At 63.4% G+C, this 13,940-nt stretch carries 12 protein-coding genes; 4 read left to right on the top strand and 8 right to left on the bottom strand.

Annotation, left to right across the window (positions count from 1 at the left end; translation table 11 throughout):
- Positions 1 to 789, top strand: a 789-nt coding sequence (locus tag PARHAE_RS20290) for an ABC transporter permease (protein ID WP_338142941.1), incomplete at its 5' end; no start/stop codon positions are given.
- A 6-nt stretch (positions 790 to 795) separates the two neighbouring features.
- Here PARHAE_RS20290 and PARHAE_RS20285 read toward each other — a convergent pair.
- Complete coding sequence (locus PARHAE_RS20285) at positions 796 to 1,701, bottom strand: glycosyltransferase family 2 protein (RefSeq protein ID WP_126156314.1); 906 nt, start codon at positions 1,699 to 1,701, stop codon at positions 796 to 798.
- Positions 1,698 to 2,603 (bottom strand): DUF4422 domain-containing protein, encoded by a 906-nt coding sequence (locus tag PARHAE_RS20280; RefSeq protein ID WP_126156313.1) that lies wholly within the window; start codon positions 2,601 to 2,603, stop codon positions 1,698 to 1,700. Before PARHAE_RS20280 ends, PARHAE_RS20285 begins: the two co-directional genes overlap by 4 nt.
- 163 nt (positions 2,604 to 2,766) lie before the next feature.
- Here PARHAE_RS20280 and PARHAE_RS20275 point away from each other — a divergent pair, with 163 nt between their 5' ends.
- The 3 genes from PARHAE_RS20275 to PARHAE_RS20265 all read left to right on the top strand — a co-directional run bounded on the left by PARHAE_RS20275 (position 2,767) and on the right by PARHAE_RS20265 (position 5,698).
- Complete coding sequence (locus PARHAE_RS20275; RefSeq protein ID WP_126156312.1) at positions 2,767 to 3,912, top strand: UDP-galactopyranose/dTDP-fucopyranose mutase family protein; 1,146 nt, start codon at positions 2,767 to 2,769, stop codon at positions 3,910 to 3,912.
- Positions 3,913 to 3,923: 11 nt separating this feature from the next.
- Positions 3,924 to 5,189 carry a hypothetical protein gene (locus PARHAE_RS20270; RefSeq protein WP_126156311.1) on the top strand — a complete coding sequence of 422 codons (1,266 nt, stop codon included), beginning with the start codon at positions 3,924 to 3,926 and terminating at the stop codon, positions 5,187 to 5,189.
- A gap of 65 nt (positions 5,190 to 5,254) precedes the next feature.
- The gene (locus PARHAE_RS20265) at positions 5,255 to 5,698 is read left to right on the top strand and encodes an RbsD/FucU family protein (RefSeq protein ID WP_126156310.1); all 444 of its coding nucleotides are present in this window, start codon (positions 5,255 to 5,257) and stop codon (positions 5,696 to 5,698) included.
- 88 nt (positions 5,699 to 5,786) lie between these two features.
- Here PARHAE_RS20265 and PARHAE_RS20260 read toward each other — a convergent pair whose 3' ends face one another.
- The 6 genes from PARHAE_RS20260 to PARHAE_RS20235 form a co-directional block, all read right to left on the bottom strand.
- On the bottom strand, positions 5,787 to 6,044 hold the full coding sequence (locus tag PARHAE_RS20260; RefSeq protein ID WP_126156309.1) for a hypothetical protein: 258 nt from the start codon (positions 6,042 to 6,044) through the stop codon (positions 5,787 to 5,789).
- A 50-nt stretch (positions 6,045 to 6,094) separates the two neighbouring features.
- Positions 6,095 to 6,775, bottom strand: coding sequence for a hypothetical protein (locus tag PARHAE_RS20255; RefSeq protein WP_206437038.1), 681 nt, complete (start codon positions 6,773 to 6,775; stop codon positions 6,095 to 6,097).
- Positions 6,776 to 6,833: 58 nt separating this feature from the next.
- Complete coding sequence (locus tag PARHAE_RS21950; protein ID WP_126156308.1) at positions 6,834 to 9,506, bottom strand: glycosyltransferase; 2,673 nt, start codon at positions 9,504 to 9,506, stop codon at positions 6,834 to 6,836.
- Positions 9,507 to 9,548: 42 nt separating this feature from the next.
- A complete protein-coding gene (locus PARHAE_RS20245; protein ID WP_126156307.1) occupies positions 9,549 to 10,787 on the bottom strand; it encodes a class I SAM-dependent methyltransferase in 1,239 nt (412 codons plus the stop codon).
- A 163-nt stretch (positions 10,788 to 10,950) separates the two neighbouring features.
- Positions 10,951 to 12,240, bottom strand: a complete 1,290-nt coding sequence (locus PARHAE_RS20240) for a glycosyltransferase family 2 protein (protein WP_164555337.1) — start codon at positions 12,238 to 12,240, stop codon at positions 10,951 to 10,953.
- Positions 12,241 to 12,248: 8 nt separating this feature from the next.
- Positions 12,249 to 13,226: a glycosyltransferase gene (locus PARHAE_RS20235; protein ID WP_164555336.1), complete on the bottom strand. Its 978-nt coding sequence runs from the start codon at positions 13,224 to 13,226 to the stop codon at positions 12,249 to 12,251.
- Positions 13,227 to 13,940: the final 714 nt, after the last annotated feature.

The raw sequence follows: 13,940 nt of genomic DNA, 5'->3' as shown, positions 1-13,940 counted from the left end.
CCCCAGCGGCCGTCCCGCCCCGGACCCCGCTTCCAGATGCCGCGCATCATCATGGCGCTGATGCTGCGCGAGATGGCCACCACCTATGGCCGGTCGGCGGGCGGCTATCTGTGGGCGATCCTGGAGCCGATCCTGGGGATCGCGCTGCTGTCGGTGATCTTCAGCCTGACCCTGGCCCGGCCTGGCTTGGGCACGAACTTTCCGCTGTTCTATGCCAGCGGGCTGCTGCCCTTCCTGATGTTCAACGACATCTCGGGCAAGGTCGCAAGCGCGATCCGCTTCTCGCGACCGTTCCTGGCCTATCCCAGCGTCACCTTCGTCGACATCCTGATCGCCCGGATCCTTCTGAACGCCCTGACCCATACGGCGATCATGGCGATCGTGCTGACCTCGATCGTGACGATCTATCAACTGCCGGTGGTCTTCGACCTGTCCGCCATCTTCAAGACCCTGCTGTGCGTCACCATCCTGGCCACGGGGGTGGGCACGCTGAACTGCTATCTGTCCACGGCCTTTCCGGTCTGGGAACGGATCTGGTCGATCCTGACCCGGCCGCTGTTCCTGATGTCGGGGATCTTCTTCCTGTACGGGATGATGCCCCCGCAGGCCCAGAACATCCTGTGGTACAACCCGCTGATCCATTGCATCGGCATGATGCGCCAGGGGATGTATCCGACCTATCAGGGCGACTATCTCAGCCCCGGTTACGTGATCGGCGTGTCGGTGGTGCTGTTCGTCCTGGGGCTGATGCTGCTGGAACGCAATTACAAGCGGCTGCTGGAACGCTGATCCCGGTCACAGCCGCCCGGTCAGCGCGGCCAGGGCGGGGGCAAGGCGCCCGCCCGGTCCCTGGCGGCACAGACCTTCGCGCCAGCAGGCCGCCGCGAATGCCGCCCGGCCTGCCGCCCGCGCCGCGCAAAGCCGGTCCAGAAGCGCGCGGCGATCCGGGGCCAGCAGGTCGGCGGTCTGCGCCAGGGCCGCCAAGTTGGCGGTCATCCAATGCGCCTGCCGCCGCAGGACCAGGGGACGCAGGCGCACGCCCAGGCCCTGGCTGGCGCCCACGGCATTGCCGCCATGCTGGCGGTAAAGGACGTGGCTTTCGCCGTCGAAGACGATGCGCCCACCCGCGCCCGTGACGACCTGATAGGCCCACCAGTCGTGCATCACCACATCCGGCCACCGCGCCGCTGCCTGCCGCAGCAGCGCGGTGGCCGCGCGGTTCATGACGATGCTGTGGCCGTGCAGGATGTTCTGGACCAGGGCATTGCGAAAGCCCGGTGGGCGGTCCGGGGCGGGCGACAGGCGCAGGGGCCGCAGCGACCGGTCGCAGACCGTCACCCGGCTGGCGTAAAGCGCGGGCCGGTCCCCCGGAACCCGCCCCAGCATCGCCACGGCACGGGCGATCTTGCCCGGCAGCCACAGGTCGTCCTGATCGGAAAAGGCGGTGTGGTCGGCATCGGGCGCGGCCCGGATCAGCGACAGGAAATTCGCCGCCGCCCCCGTCCCCGGACCCTGGGCCAGGGTGACGCGGCCGGGATGGTCGCGGCGGAACCGCTCGAGGATGGCGGGGGTGGCATCGCGCGATCTGTCGTCGCTTGCCAGCAGCCTCCAGTCCGGCAGCGTCTGGCCCAGATAGCTGTCGAGTTGGCCGGGCAGGAAGGCGGCGCCGTCGCGGGTCGCAAGCAGGATCGTCACGGTCATGGCCGGTCAGCCCCGCGCCCCGAGGATTTCAGCCGCAGCGCGTCCCGGATGCCGATGCGGCCCTCCAGGCACAGCCGCGCCAGGCGCAGCCAGCCCGCCCCCGTCGGGACGGTCGTGTCGATGTTGAGAATCCCCCGGTGCTGCACGCGCAGATCCGGGAAAGCCGCCCGGGCGTAGCCGCCCAGCACATAGGCGGTCAGGATCCGTTCGGCCAGGAACCCCGGATAGCGCGCCTGATAGCCGGGCGGCCTGTCCCGCCCGGCCAGCCGGTCCCCGGTCGCGCGCAGGATGTCGAACAGAAGCGGGCTGTAATGGTCCAGGACCGGGCGCGGCATGATGAACATGTTGCCCAGAAGCAGCCGGTTTCCCTGCAAGGCCCTGTCCAGGGCGGGCCGGAAATCCGGATGGCGGTCGGCCACCGCATCCCGCATGGCGCGCAATTCGTCGGGGCGGTGGCATCGCTCGTATTGCCGGGCCAGGCTGCGGCGCAGGCGGATCGGGCGCGGCACGACCAGTTCCGCCCCTGCCGTGGCAAAATGGCGGGCGACATCCGCGGCATAGATCCGGGCATCGAACCCGGCGACATGGCGTTCGGGATGGCTGCGGGCCGGCAGGCGGCAGCCCAGGTCGAACAGCCGCCGGTAATGCATCAGGCCGATGGGGCCGCCCGAGGGATCGTTCCGCCAGGCCCAGTAATGGGCCGTCAGCTCGCAATAGGCGGGATTCAGGCGGGATATGCTGTCGCCCGTATCGTCGCCCAGCACTCCTGGCAGAAGCATTCCCGACAGGGCCCGGCCGACCTGGATCGGCACCAGGTGACGGCCTTCCAGGACGGGGCGGGCATCGTGATAGGCGACATAGACGCGGGCATCAGGCAGGGATTGCAAAGGGGGGAATGTCATCGCGTCCGGGATCCTGCCTGCGCTGCTGTTTGCAGCGTTAGCAAATCCCCGCCCGCAAAGTCGAGAGGCCGCGGGCGATTGCCCTGCCCGCCCGGAACGGCGTAAATCCCCCGCAGGATAGCCGGACAGGCGGGGCGGGGCCGGAAAGGCAAGGACAGTTCGCATGAGGATACTTCTGGTCGGCGCGGGTCTGTCCGGCGCAGTCATTGGCAGGACCCTGGCCCAGGCGGGCCACGACTGCCATGTCATCGACAGCCGCGATCATGCGGGCGGCAACTGCCATACCGAACGCGACGCCGCGACCGGCGTGATGATGCATGTCTATGGTCCCCACATCTTCCACACCGACGATGCCGAGGTCTGGGACTATGTGAACCGCTTCGCCGATTTCCTGCCCTTCCAGAACCGCGTGAAGACGACATCCCGGGGCGCGGTCTATTCGCTGCCCGTCAACCTGTTGACCATCAACCAGTTCTTCCGCCGGACCCTGCGACCGGACGAGGCGCGGGCCTTCCTGGAATGCCAGGCCGACACCAGCATCGCCGATCCCCAAAATTTCGAGGAACAGGCCCTGCGCTTCGTGGGGCCGGACCTGTATGAGGCCTTCTTCAAGGGCTATACCGAAAAGCAGTGGGGCTGCGACCCGCGCAACCTGCCCGCCAGCATCCTGCGGCGGCTGCCGGTGCGGTTCAACTATGACGACAACTATTTCTTCCACCGTTTCCAGGGGATGCCGCGCGAGGGCTATACCGCGATGATCCGGGCGATCCTGGACCATCCCGGCATCGCGACCGACCTGAACACCCCCTACGACCCGGCGATGGCCGGGCAATACGACCATGTCTTCTGGTCCGGGCCGCTGGACGGATTCTTCGGCTATCGCCTGGGGCGGCTGGGATACCGCACCCTGGACTTCGAACGATTCGACTACGACGGCGACTATCAGGGCTGCGCGGTCATGAACTATGGCGACCGCGAGGTGCCTTACACCCGCATCACCGAACACAAGCATTTCTCGCCCTGGGAAACGCATGAGCGCAGCGTCTGCTATCGCGAGTTCAGCCGCGCGGCGGGGCCGGACGACATCCCCTATTACCCGATCCGCCTGGTCCGGGAAAAAGCCCTGCTGGAGGATTACGTCCGCCTGGCCCAGGCGACGCCGGGCGTCACCTTCGTGGGGCGTCTGGGCACCTATCGCTATCTGGACATGGACGTGACCATCCGCGAGGCCCTGGACACGGGCCGCGACTTCCTGGCCCGCGCGGCGCAGGGCCGCAGCCCTGCGGCCTTCGTCCATGCCCCGCTGTGACGGCCTGACGGATGACGACCCAGGGCCGCGCCATGAAGACGACGCTGTTCGCCAGCCCCACCCACGAGGCCTTTGTCTGCCATCACAAGGCGGACACGGTGGTGGTGTCCTTCGCCGAACGCAAGGAACCGCCCCCGGCGGGATTCTCGGGCGAGGCAATGCTGGCCAAGTCCCCCCACGCCTTCTGCTGCATCCGGTCGCTGACGAACGACTGGTATGTGGGCGGGGATTTCGCGGCCTGCCTGGACGCGGTGGCGGATGCGATCCGGCCCTATGCCCATGTGATCCTCTACGGCTTCTCGATGGGCTCCTACGGGGCGCTGATCTCGGCCGCGGCCCTGGACGCGGACCGGCTGGTGCTGATGGCGCCGGTGGCCAATATCCATCCCGACAAGGACCGCCGCTGGATCGCCGACTACCAGGGGCTGATCGGGGGCAGATCCGCAGCCGACCTGGCACCCCGGATTCCCGCAAAGACCAGGGTGATCTGCGTCTATGACCCGAAGGGGCCTGACCGGGGCCATGTCGCGGACCTGAAGGCGGCTTGTCCCGTCCAGGTCATCCTGACCCCGCGTGCGGGCCACATGGTGTTCCGGTTCCTGAACAATGGCGGTATCCTGGGCAGCGTCACCCGGATGCTGTTCGAACCCCAGGTCGATATCGCCGTGGCCCAGGCCCTTGTCCGGTCGTCCATGAGGCAGAACAGCTATTACATCGCCGAGCTGGCCCGCGCGATGTCGCGCCACAAGCTGCTGCGGCGGCTGGTGCTGCGATACGGCCTCTACAGGTTTCCGGGCGACCTGCCCCTGCGGCTGGATTACGCCGGCGCCATCGCCGAGGCCGGCCGGTTTGACCGGGCGGCCGCGATGATCCGCGCCGTGGTGGCGGAAAAGCCGACGGCGGCGGTCAGCGTGGCGGTGATCCGCGCGCTTGCGCAATACGCCGAACAGGGCGGCAGCCCTGACGCCGTGGCCGACCTGATCGCGCCCTATGCCTCGGACCGGCCCCGTTCTCGCGAGATACAGCTTCTGTATGCGCGTTTCCTGCGCCACACGCGGCAGTTCGATCAGGCGATCGGCGCCCATGAATCCTTCATGAAGGGCGGTCCCTTTTCCGCCCAGGGCTTTTTCGAACGCGGCCTGATCTTCGAGGAACTGGGCCAGCCCGTCCAGGCCGAGGCGAATTACCGCGCCGCCCTGGCCGAGGCGCCGGATTTTCGCCGCGCGGCCCAGCAGCTTGCGCGGCTAAAAGGCCATGGCGCCAGGAATAATATATAAATATCAGTTGATTGACCTGTTGTGGACAAGCCCTTGCGGCGGGTCTATGACAGGATTTCTGGAAAATGGCGGGACGCGACGTGCTCAAGGGTATTCACAACCGGATCGAACCCGATCTCCTTCATGCCATGGCCATGATGGGCGAAGGCGAATCCATCGCCATTGTCGAACGGGCCTTTCCGGCTCATACGATTGCCCAACAGCTTCCCTACAAGCGGGTCATTACGATTTCTTTGCGTACAGGTGATGCTTTGCGCGCGATTCTCAGCCTGTTGCCGCTGGACAAGCGGGTCGATTGTGCGGCGACGATCATGCAGGTCGACGACGAGCCGGATTTCATTCCCGAAGCCCTGGAAGAAACCATCCCGATCATCGAGGCGACGGGCACCGCCATCCAGTCGGCCGACCGCGACACCTTCATGGCGATGGCGCTGCAAAGCCATGTCATCGTGCAGACCCATGACAACCGACCGCATGGCAACATCATCCTAGTAAAAGGCAGACTCTAGGTCAGGTTCGGCGCCATGCTCGGCTTATCCCTTACAGCGGAACATCCCGTCATTGTCGCAGCCGGGCGATCCTAGTTTGTAGGCTTTTCTAGGCAGTCGAGCGCATGGCCCCCCGACAGGGCCGGGCTGGTGGAAAGCCCAGTGGTAGCATGGATTCCGCCCCGAAGAAGCCCCTCGCCCGTGCCGGCAGCGCCGGAGACTGGACGCTTGCGCCCGTCTCGAACAGGATGTTCTTCAGGAAGGCCGCCTGCCCCACCCCGACGGCGGGCAGATCCGCAGCGGCAAGAGCGCGGTCGGCGACAAGCGCCCCTGCAAGGAAAAGGTCGCGCTTGTCCTGAAGGTTCATGGCCTGGCCCCGTGTCAGGATGCCCGTGGTAAAGACAGGCCGTCGCCATGTCAAAGCAGCAGTCCCGCCTGCGTCAGGACGTTGCTGCGCATCACGTCATAGGACGGCGCGTCGTGCCCGTGGGTCGAGACGGGATAGGTCATCCTGGTGCAAAGCTCGTTCAGAAGGGCATGGATCCAGACCGGCCATTGCTGGGGGCCGATCACGAATCGGGCCATGCGGCCGACCGTTTCCACGGGCTTCGCCAGGGTTTCCACGATGTGATAGCTGGGGCGGTCCGCATAATCGTCGAACAGCACCGTCACCGGTTTCCGGATGTGCAGGCAGGTCGCCACGAAGCAGGCAGGCCGCAGGCGCCCGTCGATCAGGACCACATCGGGGTGGCGAAAGAACGGCTCGAGCCAGATCGACAGCGGGTAGCGATGGAAATTTTTCCATTTGCGGTCGTCGAGCGGACGGCCCCAGCGGCCGGTTTCGCCGATATCGACATGATACAGGATCGGCGGCGCGGCAACGTCCGAACGGTCGAACAGGCGTTGCAGGTTTCTGGCCCAGGTCCGGTCGCTTTCCACGCTGAATGTCAGCGTGCCCGGCTGGTGCGCGGCAAGAACGGTCGATCCCCCGGATCCGTATTCCAGAATGACCCGCGCTGTGGAATACGTCCTTTCCAGCAGCTTCCTTTCATCCGGGGGAAGCGTGACCTTCGGCCAGTTTATCGTTTCCGCCGCCAAGATTCCCCCCCCGGCATTCGTTATGAAAAGGAACGCGTGTCCTTGTTCCCGGAATTTTTCAATTCCGTTGATCCTGCCGCGGATTGAGGCGGGGCTTTTTCGGCTTTGCCTTCAACCATGCAAGCCTTTCGACCTTATGCGGCTTGCCGAACCGCGCAAGGGTGCCGGTGCTGTGCTGCCGGTTGTATCGATAGATCGGTTCGGAAATGAATTCGACCTCGTTCGACCAGCATTGGTCAAGCAGGGGATACATCAGCGCGACATCGGTGCAGGTCTCGATCCATTTTCCGTGCTGGTCCAGCAGATCCTCGGGGGTGATCGCGTCATAGAGGACGCGCCGGAAGGTGCGCAGATGGGTCGCATTGAAAAGCTCGATATCGCGCAATGTCTGACCGTCGATTTCCGGGGCGCTGTAGAAATCCTGGGGATTTCTCTTGCCGTTCTGGTCGTGCCAGTTTCCGATGGTCATCAGGCAGGCGGGATTGGCCGCATAGCGTTCGGCGACGACCCGCAGGGCCTGCGGTTCCAGGGAATCGTCCATGTCGACCAGGACGACGACGGTGTTCGGATCGGGGATGTCGACGATGCCGACATGCCGTGCATGGGCCGGCCCCATGTTGGCGCGGACCCGGATCAGCCGGGCATCGGGCAGGATCGCCGAGGCCGCCAGCCGTTCATAGGTGCCGTCATCCGATCCGTCGTCGACCAGGGTCGTTTCATAGGTATAGTTACCCGGCTGCTGGGTCGCGATGGATCTGAGGCAGGCGGGGACATAATCGCGGCAGTTCCAGCCGTTGACGACGATGTGGAAATGCACCGAACCGTCCGCCCGGACATCCGGGCGCGGGTCGGGCAGGCCCTTGAAGGCCACCTGGCGGCGTGTCGTCAGCGGAACAGGGGTGTTTCCGGTCTTGATCGACACCAGGTCGATGCCTGCGGCGGCAAGGGTGTCGGCATCGAAGCCGCGCGCAAGATGGGCTTCCATCCGGCAGCGGACCAGCCCCTTTTCCAGTTCCGGGCCCAGGTGCGCGTGATAGGTGTCGAAATATTTTTCGGGCCGTTTCCGCGCCTCGTTCCACAGACTGACTTCAAATCTTGCGTTTTCCTTCAGCCACTGGTCCTCGCGCGGCAGCGAATAGAACGGAACGCCCGCCCGCGCCGCGGCGACCGCGAACCACAGGTCGCAGACCCCCTTGGTCTGGAAATCCTTCAACCCGACCTTCAGGGTCGAACTGTGCCAGGCCGTCGTTCCCGTCCCCAGAAGATCGACGAAATGGCCGTTCGCTTTCCGGTAGAAGGTAAAGACGGTTCTCTGGGCAAGATCGTTGAATTCCCCTTCCGGGAAGATCACCCCATGGACGCCCACCACCGAGGACCTGCCCAGCATCTCGATGGCATGCACCATCCTGGCCACATAATCGGGCGGATAGATCAGATCGTCGTCCAGGGTGAAGATATAGGCATCGTCGCCTTGGGGGAGGTCATGAAACTTGCCGTTGTCCCGCAGATCCCCGGCGGCGTCCTGGCTGCGGGTGACGCGGATCTTCGGATGGCGGGCAAAGTCCGGCACATCGTCATAGTCGTTCAGGTACAGAACCAGTTCGTCCAGCTGCGGCAGGATGGATGCGATGCTGGATTGCAGAACCTCGCGACGGGCCGGAAAACTGGCCATGGCGCCCACCATGCGCTGTCCCAGTGACGGAGAGGCGTTCTGCTGCGGCTCGCCCAAGGCGAAGGGGCGTTTCGAAAGCGGAAAGCCGATATAGATGTCGCCCTTCATCCCGTCCTTCGGAGGCTTGTTCTGCTTTTGCCAGGCGGTGAAATTGTCGTCGTAAAGGCGGCGCGGTGCGGAAATCCGCGTCTCCAGGACGCCGTCCTGGAAAGCATAGACCCCGCTTTTCTTGTTCGTGGTCAGCGAATCGCCAAGGGTGCGGGTGTAATACAGTTCGTCCGGCATGGTGATGATCGCATCCAGGCCGAAGTTCCTTTGGATCCTGTATCGGAATTCGATATCCCCGCTGTAGCGGACGGTATCGTACCAGCCCTTGCCCACCAGAACCTCGCGCTTCCACAGCAGGCTGTTCTCGCCCGGTTTCAGTTCCGAGAGGGCTTCACGATAGTCGGCGGACCAGCGGCGCTGCTGCCCCCGGCAGGCCATGGCCTGGGAGTTTTTCTTCAGCGCATCCATCTGCCGCAGGATGCGATCCGGCGGCATGATGTCGTCGCTGTCGATGATGGTCAGGTAATCGCCCTTCGCATTCATCAATCCGATGTTGCGCGCATAATAGCAGCCGAAATTGCGCAGCAGCGATATGACCTGGACCTGGGGCCAGGTTTCCGAAATCCGCCGGGCGACCGAAACCGATCCATCGGTGGATCCGTCGTCGATCACCAGGATTTCGACATCCACGCCGTCTTGGGACAGGGCGGAATGGATGGCGCGGGCAATCAGCCCTTCATTGTTATAGCTGGGGATGATGATCGAAACCAATTCCTCGTGGACAGCCGGGCTGTCGCTTTCGATGGGTCCGATCGCATAGAGTCTGTCCAGGAAGGCCGGGTCGTCATGCGATATGCTTTCGACAGGCTGCCCCGACACCGGCCGCGGCGCGGGATCGCGGCCCAGAAGCCTGCCATAGCGTTCGTAATGAGCCCGCGGGGAAAGCCCACTGAGCGCGACATCGGGATAATGCCGGGCATAGAGATTGGCGTTGAACACTTTGTTTTTCATGGTTCTACCGATGAAGATGTCTTTAGCGACGGCGGCGGGATTTCACTTGCCGGTCAGCTTCGATTTTATTTTCCGTATGGGGGCGGTAATGCGCCAGGACGTGCTGGATAAAAGGGCGGCATTATGGTCGGACAGCTGCTTGACCTGCCTGCGCAGCATCGCCAGGTCGCCCTGCCCGCCATCGCCTTTCTGTTCCAGAAGCTTGGTCAGAATTCCGGTTTCGCGGTAGTGGCTGTCCTTTTCCTGCCTTAGCCTTTCCGTCAGGACTTCGGCAACGCTGTCCTTTTCCTTCTGGATCGTCTCCAGGGCCGACCTGAGGGCGGACACGGAATCGCTCAAGACCTGCTGGTGTTTCTGAAGGTTCCTGTTTTCATTTTCTCGATCGAAATTCGTCGCCTGAAGTTCCCAGATCTTCCGGTTTCGTGCCTCATAGGCGGCGTTCAATGCCACCAGATCCTGTTCCGCCTTGTCATGGCGGGTCTGCACTGCGGCATATTCTTTCTGAACCGCGTCAAGCCGCCGGGCGATATTCCCGTTTCGGGCCATGGCAGCCAAACCCTGCCCCAGTCGCCGCAACAACAGGCTGTCCGCCCTGCGAGGGCTGCCGTTCCCGCCCAGAGCAAGGAAATCCCGAGCCGCATCGGTGATGATGTCGTTCTTCAGAATAACCGCAAGGCCCGCCCCGAAATCGAAGAAGAGCAGGGAATGACCGGGAAAATCCTCGACTTTCCTTTTCAGGAACAGCATGGCCTCGTCGGCTTCGCCCAGGCCATGGGCGACCAGGCACCCCCCAGGCGCAAGTTTTTCCGTCCAGTCCGCCGGATCGGATCCCTTGTCCCGTGCCAGTTCGCAAAGATCGACAAATAAAAGATCCAGGCTTCCCGGCTGAATATTTGACAGCGCCTCCTCCAGCGTCGCATGATCCCGCAGATCCGCTATGCCTTCATACAGCGTTTCGGCATCATTATCGAATGTCTTCGGTACAGGCTTTGGCGTGTTTTCCGAATTGTCCCCAAAGCCGAAGCCGCTGCAACGGCCCTGAATCGAAAACTCCTCGATTGCCTGGCAGATTGCCAGATAGGCCACGCCCTTGCCGATGCCGACGACCGTGCTTTTGGCCGGGCGCACATTCGCCATCAGCCAGAACAGGAAAGGGACATGAAGAAGAAGATCGGATTCTTCCAGGAAACGCGGGCGCACCAGCATCGGCTTGATCACCGAAGACAGAAAAGCCCTGTCCTCTGGGGCCGGCGGAGTCATGGTCGCCTGTGTGATTTTCATGAATCAGATCCTGATATCCTGTGGCCACATGGGCGCGCTGCGGTAGTAGCAATGCGGGGTGGCATGTTCAATTAGCTGCCTTTTCCCCCCGAGCTGCATCGGATTATTAGCTAAGGAAAACAGCAACTAACCAAATCCTGCTTCTTGATGCAGGCCGTCGTCTTCAGGCCCGGTCGTCATCCTTGGGGCGGTCCTGGCGCAACTGGCGCAATTCCTGCTCCAGCGAATCCAGGCGGCGTTGCAGGATCGCCAGGGAGAACTGGATGTCCGACAGCTTCGTCGCCAGCCGTCCCTTCGGTACCGGCAGGGAATAGGCGGCCATGGCCGCGCGGCCGCGCGACACGCGACTGCGCAGGAAGCGGGCGGTGATCCCGGCGGTGTGGCGCAGGCCCGTATGGCGCAGATGATGAAGACCCAGGCCGATCAGCGACTTTTCCGCCAGGCGATAGCCCGCCGCCCGCGAAAACGTGGCAAAGTCCTTGCGCCGCAGGGCGTGCAGCATGGTTACGGCACGGTTCCCCCGGACATGGCCCTGCGCCACGCCGTCCACGACGCCGTCCGAATAGCCCTGCACGATCGGGGCCAGCTTGTCGAACAGCCTGCGCTGCATCTCTCCCTCGGCGCGCAGGCTGACCCAGGACAGTTGCGCCAGCACCCAGGTCAGCAGGGCGGGCGCATAGACATCGTCGCGGCCATGCGATTTCAGCCAGGCGCGGATCGTCGCTTCGTGGTCGAAGATCTTCAGCAGGCGGTCGTCGACCGTGGCCATGGTCTGACCGACCCGCGCCACCCGGTGATGGCACAGCGCCTGCGGAACAAGCGCCACCCGGTTGGCCGACAGGACCGCGAACCAGTGGAAGGGATTATCCTCATAGAAGTAGTCGCCGACCGGAAAACGGATCGCCTCGCGCTCCAGCATGGCGCGGCGATAGATCTTGCGCCAGGGCACCGCGACGAATTCCAGAAGCCACTTGCGGTTTGCGCCTTCGGGGTCGCCTTCCAGATCCCGGATGGCGGTCGCCCCGATGCCGGCCCAGCGGTGGCTGTCGGCAGGTTCCGCCAAGACCCCGGTCTGTTCGTCGAGCAGCCGGTATTGGCACATCGCCAGATCCGCGTCCGCCGCGACCGCTGCCTGATAAAGCCTGCGGAACATGTCGGTGTCGCAGATGTCGTCGCCATCGGCGAATCCCACATAATCGCCGGTCGCCGCATCCAGCCCCGCATTCGCCGCCGAGGCGACGCCGCCGATGGTGTTCCTTTCAAACAGGATCGGCCGGATCCGGTCGTCGCGCCCGGCATAATCGTGGATGATCTGAGCCGTGCTGTCGGTCGATCCGTCATCGACCACGATGATCTCGATATCGGTCATGGTCTGGCCGATCACGCTGTCCAGGCACTGCGCGATATAGCTTTCGATGTTGTAGGCGGTGACGATGACCGAAAGTTTGGGCAAGGGGAATTCTACCTGTTCAGCAGGATGTCGGACAGTTCGGATGCGACCCCTGGGGCGCGGCCATTGCGCATCCTGGCGAAGTCCACCAGGTCGATGCGGGCAATCAGGTCGTCCATGCGCCGGTTATAACGGCTGCGCGCCTCGGGGGCGATCTTGTCGCGCGCCCATTTGTACAGGGTCAGCACGAAGCCCCAGAAGAAATGCGCATACTGGCGGCGCAGGTCCGGTTCTGACAGCAGCAAGTCGTAAAGCTCGTCCAGGGCATCGAACATCTGCAATCGCAGGACGCCCTGCTGGTTGGTCAGGTTCGAACCGCCGGGGTGAACGACATGGGTGCAGATCTCGGCCCGCGACAGCAGGATCCGGCGCGGATACATCAGCGCATGCCAGTGGCCCAGGATGTCGTTGTTCACGCGCGTCGCGCCAAAGCGCAGGCCCGTCTGCCGATAACGGGCGGTGCGCATGATCTTGTTCCAGGGATAGTTGGTGACGACCAGCAATCGGGCGAAATCCTCGGGCGACCCGCAGGCATCCGGCGCGCCCTTCAGCAACGCCTCGAACGCGGCAGAGTCCTTGGGAAGCATGCCGGTGGAATGGGCGATGTCCTGGCGTTCGCTGCGATAGGCCAGGACAGCCACGTCAAGATCGGGTTCGGCGTCCATGCGCGCGATCGTGGGGGCGATGACGTCGCCGTGCAGCCGGTCATCGGCATCGAAGAACAGCACATAGCGGCCCCGCGCATGGTTCCAGCCCAGATTGCGCGCCTGCCCTGCCCCGGCATTCACCGGCTGGAACAGCGCCAGGGTATCGGCACAGTCCAGGGCAAGATTCCGGATCCGGGCATCGCTGCCATCCGTGGACCCGTCATCGACATAGATCGCCTGGATTCGCAGGCCGGGAATGGACCGGATGGTCTCGTTCAGGTCATCCAGATGAGCGACCGCGTTGAAGACCGGAATGACGATGGTCAGGTCGGTGTCTGTCATGGTGCCACGGCCCGAAAGCAGCCCGATGCGGGCCGGATTGCGCCGCATCACTGGCCCAAAAGCCCGACCGATACAACCGCTGTCTTGATGGCGGGCAGGGCATGCAACCCATCTTGCAGGATCAGGGATTTCGCGCGCTTTTCACCCGCCCACTAGACGATGTCCAACGCAGCCTGGCGGCGGAAAATGAAGCACGCGCCAGGATTCGGGCCGGATTTCCGGCTTGCAAAGTTGTGACCCGCATGGCCAATCAACCGAAAGTTGCAAATCGGCTGAAAACGTCCGACAGCTTCATACTGCCTGAAAATCGCGCTTTTCCTCAGTGTTCCCGCAATCGGGACAATCGGTCCCGCAGGTCTGTCCCAGACTTTCCAAGCATCCCAGAAGCCGACCTCGCCCGCCTTTCAGGCTCCTTGAAGTCTTCATCTAAGCTATTGTTACAAAGATTCTTTACTTTAACCAGAAAAAGATCTGGCCCTTCCGTGGCCAACAGGTTTTCTTCACGGGCGATCATGTTCCATTCATGCCAAGAACGATCCCGTCCTGCAGGAAACCCGTTTCCGCCAAGGGGCGATCCGCAATCGTCCCGAAGCCGTTTCAGGATGGTCAAGATGCAAAGTGACGCAACGGCAAGGGCAGGAATTTGCCGACGTTAACTTTTTCTCTACCTGTGCGTGTGAATCCTTTCTACACACCGGCAGCCATCGTGAACTG

This window comes from Paracoccus haematequi (assembly GCF_900631945.1).
Lineage (GTDB): Bacteria > Pseudomonadota > Alphaproteobacteria > Rhodobacterales > Rhodobacteraceae > Paracoccus > Paracoccus haematequi_A.
This window is presented reverse-complemented; position numbering and strand designations above follow the sequence as displayed.